The sequence below is a fragment of the Streptomyces lydicamycinicus genome (assembly GCF_000829715.2).
In the GTDB taxonomy this organism is placed as follows: domain Bacteria; phylum Actinomycetota; class Actinomycetes; order Streptomycetales; family Streptomycetaceae; genus Streptomyces; species Streptomyces lydicamycinicus.
In genome coordinates, this window is sequence record NZ_BBNO01000001.1 from 816,747 (window position 1) to 835,345 (window position 18,599).

Sequence of the window (18,599 nt, forward strand, 5' to 3'; positions counted from 1 at the left end):
AGCGAGGTTTCGGCATGAGTAGTCCCAAACTCCCCGTACGCGGGGACCGGAAGCCCGCGCGCGTGCGGCCGTACTCGCTCACCGGCGGCCGTACCCGCTTCGGCCATGTGCTGCTGGTCGAGACGTTCGTGGCGGCACTGGAGGCCCCCGAGGAGCGCCGCGAGCTCACCTCCGGCGGCTGGGGCGACCGGGTGATGCCGGAGATGCGGGCGATCGTCGAACTGTGCCGCCGGATGCGCTCGGTCGCGGAGATCTCCGCGCTCCTCAAGATGCCGCTGGGCGTGGTCCGGGTACTGCTCAGTGACCTCGCCGACCAGGGAAAGATTCGCGTCTACGGCACCGGGCACGGCTCCGGCCGGCCCGACCGCGCGCTGCTCGAAAGGGTGCTGAGTGGACTTCACAGGCTCTGACACGATATCGGCCGGGCCGACGGCGACCGCCGGTTCCGTGGGTCAGGCCGGCCCAGCGGCCGCGGCCGCCGACGCGGGGCTGCAGAGCTGGCAGACGGACCGCTCGCGGGCACCGATCGCCACCAAGATCGTGGTGGCGGGCGGCTTCGGCGTCGGCAAGACCACGTTCGTCGGATCGGTCTCGGAGATCACCCCGCTCCAGACCGAAGCGGTGATGACGCAGGCCAGCGCCGACACGGACGATCTGACCGCCACCCCGGAGAAGACCACGACCACGGTCGCGATGGACTTCGGGCGGATCACCCTCGACCAGGAACTGGTGCTGTACCTGTTCGGCACGCCCGGCCAGCAGCGCTTCTGGTTCATGTGGGACGACCTGGTGCGCGGCGCGATCGGCGCGATCGTGATGGCCGACACCCGGCGCCTGGAGGACTGTTTCCCGGCACTCGACTACTTCGAGAGCTGCGGACTGCCGTATGTCGTCGCGGTCAACCACTTCGAGGGGACCGAGGCGTACGCCGTCGAGCATGTCCGCGACGCGCTGACCGTGCCGCCGCAGGTACCCGTAGTGATCATGGACGCCCGGGAGCGGCCCACGGTGATCCAGTCACTGCTGGCGCTGGTCGGCCACGCCCTGGAGACCGCACCGGAGTGACCGATGGGTAAGGTCTCGCTCCTCCCCCCACTCTCCCCGAACCACCAGCAGTAATAGAGAAGAGCCCGCTATGCGGAAAATACTCATCGTCGGAGCCGGCCAGTCCGGTCTCCAGCTCGCCCTGGGCCTCCAGTCGCAGGGCTATGAGGTCACCCTCATGTCCAACCGCACCGCCGACGAGATCCGCGCCGGCCGGGTCATGTCGACGCAGTGCATGTTCGACACCGCGCTCCAGCACGAACGCGACCTCCAGATCAACTTCTGGGAGAGCCAGGCCCCGCGCATCGAGGGCCTCGGCGTCTCGGTCGCCGCGCCGGGCAGTCACGAGGCGCCGGAGGGCTCGCAGCGGGCCATCGACTGGGTGGGCAAGCTGGACGGCTACGCCCAGTCCGTCGACCAGCGGGTGAAGATGGCCGGCTGGATGGAGACCTTCGCGCAGCGCGGCGGCCAGCTCGTCATCCATGGCGCGGCCGTCTCCGACCTCGACTTCTTCGCCGGCCGCTACGACCTCACGCTGGTCTCGGCCGGCAAGGGCGAGCTGGTGTCCATGTTCGGCCGCAACCCCGAGCGTTCCCCGTACGACGCCCCGCAGCGCGCGCTGGCCGTCGCCTACGTCCACGGTCTGGGCCCGCGCCCCGAGCACCCCGACTTCGACGCGGTGCGCTGCAACCTGGTGCCCGGCGTCGGCGAGCTGTTCGTCATGCCGACGTACACCACCTCCGGCCGCGCCGACATCCTCTTTTGGGAGGGCATACCCGGCGGTCCGCTGGATGTCTTCCAGGGTGTCAAGGACCCCGATGAGCACCTCGCCGTCACGCTGGAACTGATGGAGAAGTTCCTGCCCTGGGAGTACGCCCGCGCCACCAAGGTCGAACTGACCGACGCCAACGCCACGCTGGCCGGCCGCTACGCCCCCACCGTGCGCAACGCCGTCGGCCGGCTGCCCTCCGGCGGGCTGGTGCTCGGCGTCGCGGATGTCGTGGTCGCCAACGACCCGATCACCGGCCAGGGCTCCAACTCGGCCTCCAAGTGTGCCGCCTCCTACCTCGCCTCCATCGTGGAGCGCGGGGACCAGCCCTTCGACGAGGACTGGATGCGGACCGCCTTCGAGCGGTACTGGACCACCGCCCAGCACGTCACCAAGTGGACGAACGCGATGCTGGCGCCGCCGCCGGAGCACATCCTGAACCTCATCGGCGCCGCCGGGCAGCTTCAGCCCGTCGCCGACCGGTTCGCCAACGGCTTCAACGATCCGTCCGACTTCGAGAACTTCTTCTACGACCCGGAGAAGACGAACGCGTATCTGGCGTCGTTGACGAAGTGACGGGCCCTCCCACGTTTTCGGGTGCGGCAGCCGTCTGTGTCCCTCCCCGCTTTCGGCGGGGAGGGACTTTCCGTTGTCGCGGCTTTCCGGATCAGTGGGGCTTGCGCCAGGGCCACTTGGGTCCCGTGGAGGGTTTGCCGGCGGGGTCGTACTCGTACTTCCAGCCACTGGGCAGGCCGAGGCGGCCCACCCGGGCCGGGACGCGCCGGTAGAAGTGGACGGTCGGGGGACGGCCGTCGTCGTGTGGTTCGGGCACCTCGTACGTCTTGGGCGGCTGGCCTGTCATGCCGACCAGTACGGGCAGGACCCGGCCGTCCAGCGGGCCGCCGACGAAGAGGGTGTTCTCGCTTCTCACGTCCTCAGTGTCACACCGGCCCGGCCCGGCGGCGGCTCACAGCAGATGCGCGGCGTCGCTCACGACGGGCAGGGTGCGGCGGGCCAGATCGCCGGCCGGGCCGTCGGAGGTCTCCAGCTTCAGCGCCGCCCGGGCCACCCGGGCGGTCTGCGGGTCCCCGGCCGCGGTCGCGGTGAGCAGCGCGATGAAGTGGTCGACCAGCCAGTTCCGCAGCTCGTCGAGGGTCGGCTGCTTGTCCTCGTCGAGCCAGATCAGTGAGGCGGCCTCGACCGCGGTGATCCACATCCGGACGGTCATCCGCAGCCGCAGGCCCGGCTCCGGTTCGCCCAGGTGCCGCAGGATCTGATCGGCCGCGGCCCGCCGTACCTCGTCGACGATCGCGGTCGTACGGGTGGTCTCCACGACGCTGCCGCCCTGGAGGAGCGCGCTGAACCCGGCGTCGTGCTCGTCGACGAACGCCAAGTAGCGGTCCAGCGCGCGCGAGAGCCGCTGGGTGAGCGGTCCGGTGTCCGGCTCGGCGAAGCAGCGCTCCAGGATGTCGGCCGCGCTGCGCAGCGCGGCCTCGTACAACTGCTGCTTGCCGCCGGGGAAGTAGCGGTAGACGAGCGGCCGGGAGACCCCGGCGGCCAGGGCGACATCGTCCAGGGAGACGTCCTCGGGAGCGCGCTGGGCGAACAGGTCCAGCGCCGCGGTGAGCAATTGGCTGCGGCGCTGCTCCACGCTCAGCCTGCGATAGGCGGGTCGGGGTACTGCTGGGGCGGTGCCGCTGCCGTTCATGAACAGCAGCGTAACCGGCCCGGATGTCGGCTCGTACAGGTGCTCGGGGTCTACGGGGTCCACGCCGCCCGCTTCAGGCCAGTAGGCCCGAGCTGCGCCACAACCGGCGGCCCATACCGCGCAGTACGCCGATCTCATCCAGGAAGTCGGTGAGCCGCCGGGCGCCGGACTGCATCACCTCGCGGCGGTGGCCACTGGCCTTGACCTGGGCGACGGCCTCCCGCTTGTCCAGCCCGACGTGGGCGTAGACGTCCGGATTGACGAAGGCGATGGAGAACACCCGGGCCGCCTCGCCGGAGCTGATCCGGGTCAACTCCCGCTCCCAGCGCGGCGCGGTGACCATCTGGCGGCGCAGCTCCTCACGGGCGTAGCGCACATGCCGGGCCTCCTCGACGACATGGATCCGGGTCACCCCGCGCACGATGCTCTGCACCCGCTCGTCCGGGAAGGTCAGCCGCTGCATCCAGTCCAGGATCTCCTCGCCGAGCAGGGTGCAGGCGAACGACCCCGGGGTGGTGGAGACCGTCTTGAGCACGCGGGCGAGGTTGTGGTTGAGCCGGGAGACCGGATACGCCGGTGCGCCGCCCTTCTGGATCATGCGCGCGAACATCTTGGAGTGCCGGCACTCATCGGCGATCTCGGTGAGTGCGTAGCGGACATGCGCGCTGGTCACCGGCTTGTCGTAGATGTGCCGGACGAGCAGCTGCATCAGGATGATCTCGAACCAGATGCCCAGCGAGGCGAGCGAGGCGGCCTCGTGCCGGGACAGGTCCTGCTGCTGTTCCAGGGACATCCTCCGCCACAGCGGGGTGTCGTAGAGCGAGACCAGCTCCGGCGGCCAGAACCACTTGCCGTCCTCCAGGGGCGCGTCCCAGTCGAGTTCGGTGTCGGGGTCGAAGGAGTGCTTGGCGGAGGAGTCGAGCAGTCGCTCGGCGACCTGTTCCCGGTCCTTGAGCAGACCGAGGGCGTCCCGCAGCACTTCGGTGTCCGTCTCGGTCATCGCGGTGGGCGCGCTCGTCATGGCTGTGGCTACCTCGCTCTGGGGTCGGGGCCTGTCCTACCCGTGGTCATCTCTTATGAGACTGCGCGTCAGCAAGCTCGTCAATCCCCCGTGCACGACTTATTGACCCGTCGGTAAGAAGCGTGTGAGCCTGCCAACGACCGCCTATGACAAGGCGTTTGGCGACCGTAGGAGGCGTCCGTGTCGACCCGAGATCTCTACGTGCAGGACCCAGGTGACCCCGTGTGGAAGGTGCCCGCCTCCGGTGCGGCCCGCTTCAGCTGGGACTACGACGACGGACGCGAACGGCTGCTCGCGCTCTACCAGAAGGGCAAGGACAAGCAGTGGGACGCCAATCTGCGGATCGACTGGGGCCTGGAGGTCGACCCCCAGGACCCGCTCGGCACCCCGGATGAGTCCATGTCCCTGTACGGCACCAAGTACTGGGACAAAATGACCGAGAAGGACCGCGGCGACCTGCGCCGGCACTACACCTCCTGGCAGTTCAGTCAGTTCCTGCACGGCGAACAGGGCGCGATGGTGTGCGCGGCGCGGATCGTCGAATCCGTTCCGGACCTCGACGCGAAGTTCTACTCCGCCACCCAGACCATGGACGAGGCACGGCACGCCGAGATATACAGCCGTTTCCTCCAGGAAAAGATCGGGATGCTCTACCCGGTCAACGACAACCTCCAGGCGCTGCTTTCCGACACCCTCAGGGATTCGCGCTGGGACATGCCGTACCTCGGTATGCAGGTGCTGATCGAGGGCCTGGCGCTGGCCGCCTTCGGCATGATCCGCGACACCACCACCAAGCCGCTGCCCAAGCAGATCCTCGCGTATGTCATGCAGGACGAGGCGCGTCATGTCGCCTTCGGGCGCATGGCGCTGCGCGACTACTACAAGCAGCTCACCGATGCCGAACTGCGCGAACGCGAGGAATTCGTCATCGAGGGCTGCTATTTGATGCGCGACCGGCTGCGCGGTCTGGAAGTCCTGGAGAACTTCGGCGTTCCGCACGACGAAGCCGCCGAATTCACCGAGAACTCCGAATTCCTGCACCTCTTCCGCAAGCTGCTCTTCAGCCGCATCGTGCCCTGTGTGAAGGACATCGGCCTGTGGGGCGAACGCCTCCAGCGCGCCTACGTCGATATGGGCGTCTTCGAGATGGGCGACTCCAGCCTCGACCTCCTCATGGCCCAGGACGAGGAACTCGCCGAGAAGCTGGACGCGGAGCGCTTCGCGGCCGAGGAGGAGGCCCGTACGGCCGAGGTCGCGGCGGCCATCGAGCAGGGCGCGGCGGGCTGACCGCCGGGCGGCCGGACCTCCGCCCGGCCGTCAGGGAGCCCCGCCGGGAAGCCCGGCGGGCAGGAAGCCGAGCACCTGGCGGCCGAGCGCGTCGGGGTCGGCGTACGGCAGGGAGTGGTGCGTGACCCCCGCCAGGGTCGCGATCCGTACGCCCGCCAGGGTCCGTTCGGCCCGGGCCGCGACCCGGCGCGGATCGTGCGTCCGGCTCCGCCCGGCCAGCAGCAACAGGGTCGGTACGGCCCGGGTGACGTCCGGCCGCGGCCCCGTGACCACCTTCGCGGTGCGGAACCCGACGGCGCCCAGGCCCATCAGCCGCACCAGTTCGGGCGCCGGCGGCGCACCCCCGGTCTCCCACTCCAGGAACCGCCGGGTGCTCCGTTCCCCGGGCCGTACGAACAGCGGCAGCGCCCGCAGCAGATACGACGGCCGGAAACCCGCGAAGCACTGCGTCGGATCGAGCAGCACCAGCCGGTTCACCCGCCCCGGCGCCGCGTGCCCGGCATAGCTCAGCGCGAGCCACCCGCCGTACGAGTGCCCGAGCAGCGCGGCCGAGGCCAGCCCCAGCCCGTGGAACACCCCGTCGAGCCAGTCGAGCAGATCCGCCGGCCGTCGCAGCGCCCGCCCGGTGTGCGCGCTGAGCCCCGGCCCGCCCATCTGGTCCACGGCGTACACCCGGTGCGTACGGGCGAGCGGGGCGGCGAGGGCGTACCAGACGGCCGAGGTGGTGCCACCGCCGTGCAGCAGCACCAGCGGCGGACCGTCGGCCGGGCCGCACACGGTGACCCGGGTACTGCCGAACTCCGACGACAGATCGAGCCGTTCCACCGGGACCGGCCACAGCGCCATGGCCTGTTCGTAGGCCGCGCGGAAGGCCGCGGTGGGGGTGGGCGCAGGGGTGTCTGCTGTCATGGTGCACCTCCGGGACGAGACGAAGAGACGCACGAGGCCGTCACTACTGCCTCGCTCAGCAAGTATCTCGCTGAGCGAGGTAATAATGCGGACGTCCGGAAAGAAAGGCGGCGGTGCATGGCGAAGCAGCAAGCGGCGGACGAAGCGGCGGGGATGGACCTGGTCCATCTGCTGCGGGAGGTGACCGTGCGACTCGACCTCGCCGGGGCACGGTTCGCCGGCCGCAACGGCCTGCACCCCACCGACCTCCGGGCCCTGATCAGCCTGCTGGACGCGGCACGGGCCGGCGAGGAGTCCACCCCCGGCCGGCTCGGCGACCGGCTGGGCCTGAACTCCGCCGGCACCACGGCGCTCATCGACCGCCTGGAACGGCTCGGCCTGCTCCGCCGGGTCCGCGACACCCGCGACCGGCGCCGCGTCCTGCTGGAGGTCGACGACCGTGCCCTGGCCCTGGGGCAGTCCTTCTTCGGCCCGCTGATCGAGCGCACCCTCGCCCTGCTCGCCACGTTCGAGGCCGACGAACAGGCGGCGATCCGGCGGTTCCTGAGCGGGCTGGGGGAGGCGGTGACGGAGGAGGGGGCGTAGGGGCGGCTGAAGGGGCGCGGGGACCTGCGCGACCGGCCACGACGTGGCCACAGACGCGGGACGGCGGACGGCGCCCCGACACGTCCCGTTCCGCGGGACGCGCCCCGGCACGTCCCGCGGAACGTCAGCGCTTGCCCGACCGCGCCAGCCAGCGCCCCTCGTGCCGGGACACCTCGATCGGACGGCCGAAACAGGCCGTCATCCGCTCACCGGTCAGCACCTCGTCCACCGGGCCGCGGGCCTGCACCCGGCCGTCGCGCAGCAGCAGGGCACGGCCGATGGCCGGGGACAGCTCCTCCAGGTGGTGGGTGACCGTCACGGTCGCCAACTCCGGGCGTCCCACGGCCAGTCGGTGCAGCGCATCGATCAGATCCTCGCGGGACGGCAGGTCGAGCGCGTTGAACGGCTCGTCGAGCAGCAGCAGCCGGGGCTCGGCCATCAGCGCGCGGGCGATCAGGATCCTGGCCCGCTGGCCGCCCGAGCACACCCCGAACGGGCGGTCCGCCAGCTCCTTGCAGTCCAGTTCGGTGAGCAACTCATGGGCGCGCTCCCGGGCGGCCGCGTCGTACTTGCGCCACAGCGGCTGGACGGTGCCGGTTGCGCCGGTCAGCACGACCGTGTGGCCGGTCGCGTCCTGCGGAACCTTCTGCGTGCCGGAGACCAGACCGATGACGGCGCGCAGTTCACGGACGTCCACCGAGCCGAGGCGGTGACCGAGCACCTCGACGGTGCCGACGGTCGGGAACATCAGCGCGCCGACGAGCCGCAGCAGGGTGGTCTTCCCGGCGCCGTTCGCACCGAGCAGTGCCCAGTGCTCACCGGACCGTACGGTCCAGTCGACGGCATCGAGGATGACCTGCCCGGTGGTGTGGCGGCGGACGCCGACGCCCTCCAGGGCGGCGATCACCCGGGCGGCTTCGGGGGCCGGCTGCGGTGCGGTCCGTCCGGACGGCGGCGCGGGATCGGCGGGCTCCCGGGGGTGCGAGGGCTGCGAAGGCTGCGTGGGGCTCATCGCCGCAGATTAGCTGTGTACGGCATCTTTCTGTGCGGGCGTCCGATGCGCGGACCCCGGTGCCCGCCGCGTCCGTACCCGTGGTGGCTACGGCGCGGACAGCCCCAACAGCGCCCGCACCCGGGCGTACTTCGCCGTCAGCCGCTCGCGCGTCGGCGCGTCCAGTACGGCCAGCCGGTCCGGATCGGCGTTGTGCGCCAGATCGGCCTCCTTGACCAGCAGCGCCCCCGGCGTGGCCAGGATGCGTGCGGTGTACTCCTCGACCGGTTCGCCCGCCCGCTTGGTGACGGCCAGGATCATCGCCTTGACCGCCTCGCTCAGCGCCGCACCGGCCAGCCACTCCTCGCTCAGCGCCCCGTCCTCGACCGCGTCGTGCAGCCAGGCCGCGGCGATCTGCTCGTCGCTGCCGCCCCGTTCGCGTACGCCCGCCGCGACCGCGGCCAGATGCCCGGCATACGGGCGGCCCGCCTTGTCCGTCTGCCCCGAGTGCACGCGCCGCGCCAGCGCCTCCACTTCGGCGAGGGACAGCAGCGGGGGCGGGGCGGGTTCCATGGGCGGGATCGCGTCAGCCATACGGCCATTGTGACGCGGACGGCCGGGTACGCAGCAAGGCGCCGGCGGCCAGGGCGTCTCAGCGCACCGCCGCCGCCATCACCGCTTGCGCGATCGGCGCCGCGCTGCCCCCGCCGCTGATGTCCGCACGGTCGGCGGCCGCGTCCTCGACCACCACGGCCACCGCCACGGCCGGCTCATAGCTGTCCTTCGCCCGCGCCCAGGAGATGAACCAGGCGTACGGCGTCCCCTCGTTGCGCACCCCGTGCTGCGCGGTACCGGTCTTGCCGCCGACCGTGACGCCCTTGATGGCGGCCCGTTTGCCGCTGCCGTGCGCGACGACGTCGATCATCATCTCCTGGATCTGCTGGGCGGTGACCGGGCCGATCACCTGGCGGGTGGGGCGGTGCGGACCGGCCGCGATCATGACCCCTCTGGCATCGGTCACCTTGTCGACGAGCGTCGGCGGCGCCAGCCGGCCCCCGTTGGCGACCGTCGCCGAGACCATCGCCATCTGGAGCGGTGTGGCGGCGGTGTCGTACTGCCCGATGGCGGACAGCGCGACCTGCGAGGCATCCATCCGGGTATCGAAGTTGCTCGGCGCGACCGGCGACGGGATGCGCAGCCGGGGGTCGTTGAAGCCGAACCGCCGGGCCATGCCGACCATGTCCCGCAGCCCGATCTCGGCGCCCAGCCGCGCGAAGACGGTGTTGCAGGAGGCCCGGAACGCGTCCTTCAGCGGGGCGTCCTCGCAGCCCTCCGCGGCATTGCCGAGCAGGGTGGCGGTGCCCGGCAGCGGGTAGGGATCGGGCGAGTTCGTCGGGGCGTCGATATCGGTGACCTTGCCGCTCTCCAGCGCGGCCGCCGCGGTGACGACCTTGAAGGTGGAGCCGGGCGGATAGGTCTCCTGAAGCGCCCGGTTGAGCATCGGCCGCGGCCCGGCAGCGTTCAGCCGGTGCCAGGCCGCGCCGACCGCGGCGTCGTTGCCGGACAGCTCACCCGGGTCGTACGAGGGCGTGCTCACCAGTGCCAGGACCTTCCCCGTACGCGGCTCGATCGCGGCCACCGCGCCCTTCTTGCCGCCCAGCCCGTCGAACGCGGCGCGCTGCATCCGGGGATCGATGGTGGTGTGCACGCTGCCGCCCGGCCGGTGGGTGCGGGTCAGCTGGTCCCACCAGGGAAAGGTGGCGAGCCGGTCGTCGAAGCCGGCCAGGATGCCGTCCTCGGCGCTCTCCAGCAGCGAGGTCCCGTAGATCTGCGAGGAGTAGCCGGTGACCGGCGCGTACAGCGGTCCGTCGGTGTAGGTGCGCTCGTAGCGCAGCCGCCCGCCGCTGTCCCGGGAGCCGGTGACGGGCCGTCCCGCGACGAGCACGGCCCCGCGCGGCTGCTCGTAACGGGCGATCACTCCCCGGCGGTTGGCCGTATTGGCGCCGTAGCTCTCCGTCTCGAAGACCTGCACCCGCGCCGCGTTGACCAGGAGCGCGACCAGGAGCAGGAAGGAGAACGCGGCGGTGTGCCGGATACAGCGGATCAACGGCCCGCCTCCGGTGACGCGGCGTCATCGGCGGAGGCCGGGGGCCGGTCCTTGGCCTGGGACCGCGTCGGCTTCAGAAACCCCACCACCCAGCTCCGCGCCCCGAACCCCGCGGCACTTCCCCCGTCCTGCGCCACCAGGCTCCTCGCCGGGCTCCCCGGAGAACTCCCCGCCGAGGCGCCCGCGCCGACCCCGCTACGGCTCCCCGCACCCGCCCCGATACGGCCGCCCGAACCGCTCCCCGCGGTACCACTCCCCGCCGGCCTCCCCATCCCGTCCCCCGAACCGCTCCCCGCGCCGCCCCCCTCCGGCCGTGGTGCCCGCGCCCGATCGCTGATCCGCAACAGCAGCGCGATGATGATCCAGTTCGTGACGACGGACGACCCGCCCTGTGCCAGAAACGGCATCGCCATCCCCGTCAGCGGAATCAGCCCCGTCACCCCGCCCGCGATGACGAAGACCTGAAGGGCGGGCAGCGCCGCCAGCCCCACGGCCAGCAGGCTGCCGAACGGATCCCGCAGCCCGAGCGCGGCCCGGTAGCCGCGGGCGACCAGCAGCGCGTACAGCAGGAACAGCGCGGTCAGCCCCGCCAGCCCGAGTTCCTCGCCGAAGGTCGCCAGGATGAAGTCGGACTTCATGGCGAAGCCGATCAGATACGAGTGGCCCTGGCCGAGGCCGGTGCCGAGCATCCCGCCGGCCGCGAACGCGAACAGCGACTGGGCGAGCTGACCGGGCCCCCGGCCCGCCGCGATACCGGCGAACGGATGCTGCCAGTCCTCGACCCGGCTGTGCACATGCGGCTCCAGCGTGCCGACGGCGGCCGCCCCCACGCCGGCCAGGATCAGCCCGACCGCGATCCATCCCGTCCGCCCGGTGGCCACGTACAACAGGACGACAAAGATCCCGAAGAACAGGAGCGAGGTGCCCAGATCCCGCTCCAGCACCAGCACCGCGACGCTGATCAGCCAGATCGCGACGATCGGTCCGAGCACCCGGCCGGTGGGCAGCCGCAGTCGCCCCATCCGGCGTCCCGTGTGGGCCAGCGCGCTGCGGTTGGCGGCCAGATAGGCCGCGAAGAAGACGGTGATCAGCACCTTGGCGAACTCGCCCGGCTGAATGGAAAATCCGGCGATACGGATCCAGATCTTCGCCCCGTTGATCGCGGGGAAGAGGATCGGCGCAGCCATGAGCACCAGCGCGAGCGCCGCACAGACATAGGAGTACCGCTGGAGCACACGGTGGTCGCGCAACAGCACCACCACCCCGATGAAGAGCCCGACGCCCACCGTCGACCACATCAGCTGGGTGGGCGCGGCACGGTCGGCCGGGGTGTCCAGATCGAGCCGGAAGATCAGCACCAGCCCGAGCCCGTTGAGCAGTACGGCGGTGGGCAACAGCAGCGGATCGGCATACGGGGCGCGGAAGCGGACGGCGAGATGCGCGAGCAGCGCGAGCCCGGCGAGCCCCGCCCCGTACCGGACCGCACCGCCCGGCAGCGCATGCCCTCGGGCCAGCCCCACGACGAGGTATCCGCAGACGCTGATCAGGACCGCGCCTGCGAGGAGGGCCAGTTCGATGCCCCGCCGCTTGGGCAGCAGCGGCAACGGGGGAGGGGTGTCCGCCGGGCGCGCGGCCGCCGCCCTCGCCATTGCCGTCATGCCTGGCAACGTAGCAAGCGGCGGCCGCTATTTCCGTTATGTCTGATGCGACGTTCGGGGTGTACGTAGCGGACGCACCACCTGGGCGCACCGCCTCAACGCCACGTCAACACCACCGCGGCTCCGCCCCCTCGTTCACGATGTGCCGCGTCGAGGACCAGACGTACGAGGCATCGCTGAGCTTGTACCAGACCGGGTTGTCCTCGACGAGCTGCCCGTTGAGCCGGCAGGAAATGCCGACGACGGACCCGTACTCCTTGAGGCCGATCGCACGGAACTCGGTACTCGGCCCGGTACGCAGCACCAGGCCCTCCTTGGCCACGACCCGCCCCTCGTACTCCGAGAGGTCGTCGCCCTCACTGTCATGGGCCGCCAGGGCGGGGCCGGCTGCGAGGGCCCCGGCGAGCGCACCGGACAGAAAGCAAAGAGCGAACGTGCCGAACTTGCCGGACTTCGACTTCGGAAACATGCGCTTCCTCCTGCGAAGGGAGAGTCTCAGGGGAATCCCTGTGGGGTGAATCGAGCGGAGTCGCCGGGCGTCACTCAACGGACGGGCCGGGGCGGACGCCCCGCCGGTGCGGTGCCTGTCGCACCCTTCCCCGGCTGCGAGTGCGGCATCTCCGCCACGCGCCGCCCTCTCGCACCGCGCCGTGCCGCCTGCCTCGCTCTCCTCTCACGCTAAGGAGGGCGCGGAGAGTCCGCAACTCATCACACTCCGTGATCGACGCGCGTGTGGGGCAGGCCGAGGTGGGCCGGGTTTCCACCACCACTCGGCAGCTCGACGACGTCACCCGAGCCGCCATCTCTCCGGACGTCGACCGGCCGAACTCCTGGAGGGGGAGCGGCTACACGGCATCCATGACGTGCAGCCGCTTACTGGAGGCGCCAGTTCATCGTCACTCACCCTCCCCTGGTCCACGCGGAGGAAATGGCGGCGGCCGGACGACTGGATAGCCGTGCCGGGCAACGCGTGGCGGCCGATGCGTGTCTAAAGGGGCGGGCGTATGTCCAAGGGGGGCTCAGGGCGGACCCAGGGAAGAGTCAGGGAAGGCTCAGGGGTGAACCAGGGGCCTCCCAGGGGCATCCCGGGTTGTTCCGTGAACGCCGCCAATGGCACTTTGTAAACTCGTCCAGACCGAATAGAAGAAGAAGGCCGAGGCCGAGCTCGTCACGCTGATGCGGACGACCGAAGACTCCGGTCGATGGCATGGACCTGTGCCATGACCACCGCAAGCGAGGGGCTATGGCGTACGTCACACCCGTAGACGCCGAGTGGGGGTTCCGTGCTGTCCCGGCCGTCTTGGGCCGCCGAGCGCGGGTGACCGTCCCCCTCGACGAAAGGCAGTATTAGCGTCATGACGACTCTCCGTTCCCGGATCATCGCCTGGGCCGGCCGCATGTATCTGGCGAGAACACAGAAGAAAGGCTTCGACCTGTCTCGAATGTCTTTCTTGCCCGAGTCCGTCCTGATGCCATTGCGGCGCGACGGCCTCAACCCGGTGGGCGATTTGGCGGCCGTCCGGGAGCGGGAGCCCGTCAGCAAGCTTCCCGTGCCGATAGCCGCCAACGTCTGGCTGGTCACCGGCTACGACGAGGTCAAGGCGGTGCTGGGAAAGGCCAATGCCTTCAGTTCCGACTTCACCAACCTCGTCGGCAAGGCCGGCGCCGGCGCCGAACAGAACCCCGGCGGACTCGGATTCGCCGACCCGCCCGTGCACACCCGTCTCCGCCGGCTCCTGACGCCCGAATTCACCATGCGGCGCCTCGGGCGGCTCACACCCCGTATCCATGAGATCGTCGAGGAACGCCTCGAAGCGATGGAAAAGGCGGGAAAGGACGGCGACCCGGTCGACATCGTCCACTCTTTCGCCCTCCCCATTCCCTCCCTCGTTATCTGCGAGCTCCTCGGCGTCCCTTATGAAGACCGCGCCGACTTCGAACGCCTCAGCGCCGCCCGTTTCGACCTTTTCAGCGGAGCGAACGCGTCCTTCGGCGCCATATCTGAATCCCTTTCCTATTTCCGGGACATCGTCAAGAAGCAGCGCGAAAACCCGGGTGACGGCCTGCTCGGCATGATCGTGAAGGAACACGGCGACACCGTCAGCGACGAAGAACTGGCAGGCCTCGCCGACGGCGTCCTCACCGGCGGCTTCGAGACCACTGCCAGCATGCTGGCCCTCGGCGCCCTGGTCCTCCTCCAGGACCCGAAGCACTTCGCTGCCCTCCATGACGGCGACGACGTCGTCGACAGCTATGTCGAGGAACTCCTCCGTTACTTGACCGTCGTACAGGTCGCCTTCCCGCGCTTCGCCCGCGAGGACCTGGAAATCGGCGGCGTCCAGATCGCCTCCGGAGATGTGGTGCTGTGCTCACTGAGCGGTGCGGACCGGGACGGCAAACTGGGCCCGGAAATGGAACAGTTCGACCCCACCCGCAACGTTCCCTCCCATCTCGCCTTCGGCTACGGAATTCACCGCTGCGTAGGCGCGGAACTGGCCCGCATGGAACTCCGCGCCGCCTACCCCGCCCTGGTACGCCGCTTCCCGAACATGCGCCTCGCCGCCAAACCCGAGGACCTCGAATTCCGCAAACTCTCCATCGTCTACGGAATCGAATCCCTCCCGGTCCACCTGAACACCTGACCCCACCCCTGCGCCCCTCATGACCGGGCACTTGGCCGAGGCGCCTGGTGCCCGGTTTCGTGGTGTCCGGACCGTGCCCAGTCGTCCTCCGTCCGCATGTGGCTCACCGTCAAATGACGCAAAATGCCCAGCGGTTCCGGCCGCCGCCTCAGGAACTCCCGGGACACATCCTCGAATACGACGGAGAAGTGGCCCGGTACGCGTGCTTACCGGGATCCACCGACTCTCGTCCCTCTCGCCCCCGCGCGCGCCGGACACGGTGCGTATCCGCGCCCGTCACAACAGGTATTCGCGCTGCGCGATCGAGGGCGCGCGGACATGAAAAGACCCCGCCCAGCATCTCTGCGCTGGCGGGGTCTTCAGGCACCTCATTCAAGGTGCCCCCGGCAGGATTCGAACCTGCGCACACGGCTCCGGAGGCCGTTGCTCTATCCCCTGAGCTACGGGGGCGTTGCCGCCTGTGTTCTCGTGGCGACGGGTAGAACACTACCAGCTCTGATGGGGTGTTCATGAACAGGTTTCGTCGGTGGCGGGTACGGGGGGTGTGGCCGGTCGGCCGGGGCCTTAGCGCATCTGCGGGCCGTGGTGCGTGACGCTCGGGGAAAGGTCCCTCGCATGGGGGCGGAAGTGGGGAAAACCGGGACGCAGTCGCAGGTGGGGTCCTAGTCTCATGGTGTGCCTGGCTTGTCCGGTCGGATCCTTGTTGTCGACGACAACAAGGTGATCCGCCAGTTGATCAGGGTCAATCTCGAGCTGGAGGGCTTCGAGGTCGTGACCGCGGCTGATGGTGCCGAATGTCTGGATGTCGTGCACCACGTGAGACCTGATGTCGTGACCCTTGATGTCGTGATGCCGCGGCTCAACGGTCTGCATGCCGCGGCGCGATTGCGCTCCGATCCGCGGACGTGGGACATCCCGATCGCCATCGTCAGTGCGTGCACCCGGGGTGAGGTGGACAACGGCGAATCGGTGGGCGTGGACGCCTTTCTTGCGAAGCCCTTCGAGCCGGCCGAGCTGGTGCGGATCGTGGGGATGCTGGTGCGGGAGGGGCGGCAGCGGCAACGGGAGCGTGGGCCCGAGGGTGGGGCCGAGGAAGAGGACGGGGAGAGCGACGGGGGCGGGGGAGACTCGGGGCGTGGTGCCTCGCCCGGTGGGGTCGCGGCGTCCGGTGGCGTCGGCATGGTGGACGCGGGCGGGGAGTAGCCGGAAGAGGTGACCGGGCGCCCTGGAGCGTCACGTGGAGTGTCCACAGGGCGAAACCGGGTCGCATGGGTACCCCGGGTCTCCCATACGCTTGTCCTGTGACCCCGGCTGAGCTCTCCCGTACCGTCCTGCGCTCCGTGCGTGGTGCGGTGGAGGAGCAGGAGCTCTCCGTGTCCGTGCCGGCGCGCATCGTGGTGCAGCCGTCGCCGCGGCCCGGATGTGGGGACTACGCCTCCAATGTCGCGCTCCAGCTCGCCCGGCAGGCGGGGCGGCCGGCTCGGGAGGTCGCCGAGATTCTGCGGAAGCGGCTGAGCGGAAGCGCCGGGATCGCCCGGGTCGAGATCGCCGGGCCGGGGTTCTTGAACTTCACGTTGGGGGACGGGGCGCAGGTCGAGCTGGTGCGGGACGTGCTGGCGCAGGGGGACGCGTACGGGGGAGCGGCTGCGGGTCAGGGCCCGGTGACGGCCGACCCGGCGACCGACCCGGCAGGTGACGCCCGTGCCGCCGTCGTCGCCGAGGTGCTGGCGCGGATCGATGCGGCGGCGGGGCCCGCCGGCCGTCGGGCCGATGGACAGCCCGTCCTCGCGTCCACTCCGTACGACCTGGCCACCCTCGTCGCCCGCCTCGGCGCCGATGAAGCGCGCTGGGTGTTGTTGCGGCCGGCCGCGCAGGATCCGGTGCGGGTGCCCGAGCGGCCCGTGCAGCGGGAGAGCAATCCGCGGTTCCGGGTGCAGTACGCGCATGCGCGGGCGCGGGCGCTCGGGCGTTACGCGCGGGAGCTGGGATTCGGGAGCGAGCCGGGGGACGTGGGTGCTCCGGTTCGGGGGCATGCCGCGGACGACGGCTCGTCGGACGGGGCCGGGTCCGCCGCGCAGGCCCTGAAGAGCTTTCACACCCTCCTCGCCACCTACCCCGCCGTCGTCGAGAGCGCCGCGCGGCTGCGGGCGCCGGACCGGGTGGTGCGGCATCTGGAGGCGACGGCGGACGCGTTCTTCCGGTGGCATGACATCTATCCGCCGCTGCCCGTCGGGGAGCAGAAACCCTTGGCCGTGCATCGCGCCCGGCTGGCCCTTGCCGAGGCCGGCCGGACGGTGCTCGCCAACGGCCTGCGTCTGCTCGGCATCTCCGCTCCCGAACACCTCTGAACGATTTTGAGGGGATCTCCACTGTCATGAGCCGTTCCGCGCACCCCGCAGGACCCCGGCACGCCGATGTGCTGCCCGAGGGGCACTACGCCGGCCCGCCCGCCGATCTGAACACCCTCGACCCGCGGGTCTGGTCCCGTACGGTCCAGCGCGACGCCGACGGTGTGGTCACCGTCGGCGGGCTGGATGTCGCCGCGCTCGCCGCGGAATTCGGCACCCCGGCGTATTTCCTGGACGAGGACGACTTCCGGGCGCGCTGCCGGGCCTGGAAGGACGCCTTCGGGCCGGGAGCCGATGTGTTCTACGCCGGGAAGGCATTCCTGTCCCGGGCCATCGTGCGGTGGCTGCACGAAGAGGGCCTGAATCTCGACGTCTGTTCCGGGGGCGAGCTGGCCACGGCGCTGGCGGCCGGAATGCCTCCCGAGCAGATCGCGCTGCACGGGAACAACAAGAGCACCGAGGAGATCACCCGGGCCGTCGAAGTGGGCGTCGGGCGGATCGTGCTCGACTCGTTCCAGGAAATGGTGCGGGTCGCTCATGTCGCGGAGCGGCTGGGCAAGCGGCAGCGGGTGCAGATCCGGGTCACGGTCGGTGTCGAGGCGCATACGCATGAATTCATCGCGACCGCGCACGAGGACCAGAAGTTCGGCATCGCGCTGGCGGGCGGACAGGCGGCGGAGGCCGTGCGCCGGGCGCTCAAGCTGGACGGCCTGGAGCTCGTCGGAATTCACAGCCATATCGGGTCGCAGATCTTCGATATGGCGGGATTCGAGGTCTCGGCCCGCCGGGTGGTGCAGCTGCTGACCGAGGTACGGGACGAGCACGGCATCGAGCTGCCCGAGATCGACCTGGGCGGCGGCCTCGGTATCGCGTACACCTCCGACGACGATCCGTGCGAGCCGCACGAGATCGCCACCGCGCTGAGCGACATCGTGCGCCGGGAGTGCGAGTCGGCGGGGCTGCGGATGCCGCGGCTGTCGGTCGAGCCGGGGCGCGCGATCGTGGGCCCGACGGCCTTCACGCTGTACGAGGTCGGCACGGTCAAGGAGCTGGAGGGGCTGCGGACGTATGTGTCCGTGGACGGCGGGATGTCGGACAACATCCGCACGGCGCTCTACGACGCGGAGTACAGCGTCGCGCTGGTGTCGCGCACCTCCGACGCCGAGCCGATGCTCTCGCGCGTGGTCGGCAAGCACTGTGAGAGTGGCGACATCGTCGTACGCGATGCCTTCCTGCCGGCGGATGTGGCGCCGGGGGATCTGCTCGCGGTGCCGGCGACCGGTGCGTACTGCCGTGCCATGGCGAGCAACTACAACCACTCGCTGCGGCCGCCGGTCGTAGCGGTGAAGGACGGTGCGGCCAGGGTGATCGTCCGGCGGGAGACGGAGGAAGATCTCCTGCGGTTGGATGTCGGGTAGGGCCGGATCGCCGGATCCCGACCCCGGGTGAAATAAATGTCTCGGCATCTGGACGACGGGCGGAAACTGCCGTCCGGTGCGTGAGACTTGTGCATGAGCAAGCTGGAATTCG

The 18,599-nt window shown here is 70.3% G+C and carries 18 protein-coding genes and 1 tRNA gene; 9 read left to right on the top strand and 10 right to left on the bottom strand.

Features of this window, described 5'->3' with window-relative positions; translation table 11 throughout:
- Nucleotides 1-14 precede the first annotated feature (14 nt).
- The 3 genes from TU31_RS03545 (at nt 15) to TU31_RS03555 (ending at nt 2,389) form a co-directional block, all read left to right on the top strand.
- Nucleotides 15-410 (top strand): DUF742 domain-containing protein, encoded by a 396-nt coding sequence (locus tag TU31_RS03545; RefSeq protein ID WP_042148681.1) that lies wholly within the window; start codon nt 15-17, stop codon nt 408-410.
- A 37-nt stretch (nt 411-447) separates the two neighbouring features.
- Complete coding sequence (locus TU31_RS03550) at nt 448-1,065, top strand: GTP-binding protein (RefSeq protein WP_042148683.1); 618 nt, start codon at nt 448-450, stop codon at nt 1,063-1,065.
- Between the two features lie 70 nt (nt 1,066-1,135).
- On the top strand, nt 1,136-2,389 hold the full coding sequence (locus TU31_RS03555; protein ID WP_042148686.1) for a styrene monooxygenase/indole monooxygenase family protein: 1,254 nt from the start codon (nt 1,136-1,138) through the stop codon (nt 2,387-2,389).
- A 91-nt stretch (nt 2,390-2,480) separates the two neighbouring features.
- Here TU31_RS03555 and TU31_RS03560 read toward each other — a convergent pair whose 3' ends face one another.
- From TU31_RS03560 to TU31_RS03570, 3 genes are all read right to left on the bottom strand, one after another.
- Nucleotides 2,481-2,744, bottom strand: coding sequence for a DUF8847 domain-containing protein (locus TU31_RS03560; RefSeq protein ID WP_042148688.1), 264 nt, complete (start codon nt 2,742-2,744; stop codon nt 2,481-2,483).
- Nucleotides 2,745-2,780: 36 nt separating this feature from the next.
- Nucleotides 2,781-3,521, bottom strand: coding sequence for a TetR/AcrR family transcriptional regulator (locus TU31_RS03565; RefSeq protein ID WP_042149910.1), 741 nt, complete (start codon nt 3,519-3,521; stop codon nt 2,781-2,783).
- Nucleotides 3,522-3,594: 73 nt separating this feature from the next.
- Nucleotides 3,595-4,542, bottom strand: coding sequence for an AurF N-oxygenase family protein (locus tag TU31_RS03570; RefSeq protein WP_042148690.1), 948 nt, complete (start codon nt 4,540-4,542; stop codon nt 3,595-3,597).
- Between the two features lie 180 nt (nt 4,543-4,722).
- On the opposite strand from TU31_RS03570, the gene TU31_RS03575 reads away from it, so the two are divergent.
- The gene (locus tag TU31_RS03575) at nt 4,723-5,829 is read left to right on the top strand and encodes a ferritin-like domain-containing protein (protein ID WP_042148692.1); all 1,107 of its coding nucleotides are present in this window, start codon (nt 4,723-4,725) and stop codon (nt 5,827-5,829) included.
- A 30-nt stretch (nt 5,830-5,859) separates the two neighbouring features.
- Here TU31_RS03575 and TU31_RS03580 read toward each other — a convergent pair whose 3' ends face one another.
- Nucleotides 5,860-6,738, bottom strand: a complete 879-nt coding sequence (locus TU31_RS03580) for an alpha/beta fold hydrolase (RefSeq protein WP_042148694.1) — start codon at nt 6,736-6,738, stop codon at nt 5,860-5,862.
- Nucleotides 6,739-6,855: 117 nt separating this feature from the next.
- Between TU31_RS03580 and TU31_RS03585 the strand changes: the two genes are divergently transcribed.
- Nucleotides 6,856-7,323, top strand: coding sequence for a MarR family transcriptional regulator (locus tag TU31_RS03585; RefSeq protein WP_042148696.1), 468 nt, complete (start codon nt 6,856-6,858; stop codon nt 7,321-7,323).
- A 124-nt stretch (nt 7,324-7,447) separates the two neighbouring features.
- On the opposite strand, the gene TU31_RS03590 is transcribed toward TU31_RS03585, so the two are convergent.
- From TU31_RS03590 to TU31_RS03610, 5 genes are all read right to left on the bottom strand, one after another.
- Entirely contained in the window at nt 7,448-8,230 is a 783-nt protein-coding gene (locus TU31_RS03590) for an ABC transporter ATP-binding protein (RefSeq protein WP_042149912.1), read from the bottom strand.
- Nucleotides 8,231-8,422: 192 nt separating this feature from the next.
- Nucleotides 8,423-8,908 carry an HD domain-containing protein gene (locus tag TU31_RS03595; protein WP_245698390.1) on the bottom strand — a complete coding sequence of 162 codons (486 nt, stop codon included), beginning with the start codon at nt 8,906-8,908 and terminating at the stop codon, nt 8,423-8,425.
- A 58-nt stretch (nt 8,909-8,966) separates the two neighbouring features.
- Entirely contained in the window at nt 8,967-10,421 is a 1,455-nt protein-coding gene (locus TU31_RS03600) for a penicillin-binding transpeptidase domain-containing protein (RefSeq protein WP_042148702.1), read from the bottom strand.
- Nucleotides 10,418-12,070: an FtsW/RodA/SpoVE family cell cycle protein gene (locus tag TU31_RS03605; RefSeq protein WP_042148704.1), complete on the bottom strand. Its 1,653-nt coding sequence runs from the start codon at nt 12,068-12,070 to the stop codon at nt 10,418-10,420. The genes TU31_RS03600 and TU31_RS03605 overlap by 4 nt, the downstream gene beginning before the upstream one ends.
- A 115-nt stretch (nt 12,071-12,185) precedes the next feature.
- Nucleotides 12,186-12,548 carry a hypothetical protein gene (locus TU31_RS03610; RefSeq protein WP_042148707.1) on the bottom strand — a complete coding sequence of 121 codons (363 nt, stop codon included), beginning with the start codon at nt 12,546-12,548 and terminating at the stop codon, nt 12,186-12,188.
- A gap of 886 nt (nt 12,549-13,434) precedes the next feature.
- On the opposite strand from TU31_RS03610, the gene TU31_RS03615 reads away from it, so the two are divergent.
- A complete protein-coding gene (locus TU31_RS03615; RefSeq protein WP_078885529.1) occupies nt 13,435-14,721 on the top strand; it encodes a cytochrome P450 in 1,287 nt (428 codons plus the stop codon).
- Between the two features lie 378 nt (nt 14,722-15,099).
- Here TU31_RS03615 and TU31_RS03620 read toward each other — a convergent pair.
- Nucleotides 15,100-15,171 (bottom strand) — tRNA-Arg (locus TU31_RS03620).
- A 225-nt stretch (nt 15,172-15,396) separates the two neighbouring features.
- Between TU31_RS03620 and TU31_RS03625 the strand changes: the two genes are divergently transcribed.
- The 3 genes from TU31_RS03625 (at nt 15,397) to lysA (ending at nt 18,487) form a co-directional block, all read left to right on the top strand.
- On the top strand, nt 15,397-15,924 hold the full coding sequence (locus TU31_RS03625; protein ID WP_042148710.1) for a response regulator: 528 nt from the start codon (nt 15,397-15,399) through the stop codon (nt 15,922-15,924).
- A gap of 98 nt (nt 15,925-16,022) precedes the next feature.
- Nucleotides 16,023-17,069 carry an ArgS-related anticodon-binding protein NrtL gene (nrtL, locus tag TU31_RS03630; protein ID WP_042148713.1) on the top strand — a complete coding sequence of 349 codons (1,047 nt, stop codon included), beginning with the start codon at nt 16,023-16,025 and terminating at the stop codon, nt 17,067-17,069.
- Between the two features lie 26 nt (nt 17,070-17,095).
- The gene (lysA, locus tag TU31_RS03635; protein WP_042148716.1) at nt 17,096-18,487 is read left to right on the top strand and encodes a diaminopimelate decarboxylase; all 1,392 of its coding nucleotides are present in this window, start codon (nt 17,096-17,098) and stop codon (nt 18,485-18,487) included.
- Nucleotides 18,488-18,599 lie beyond the last annotated feature (112 nt).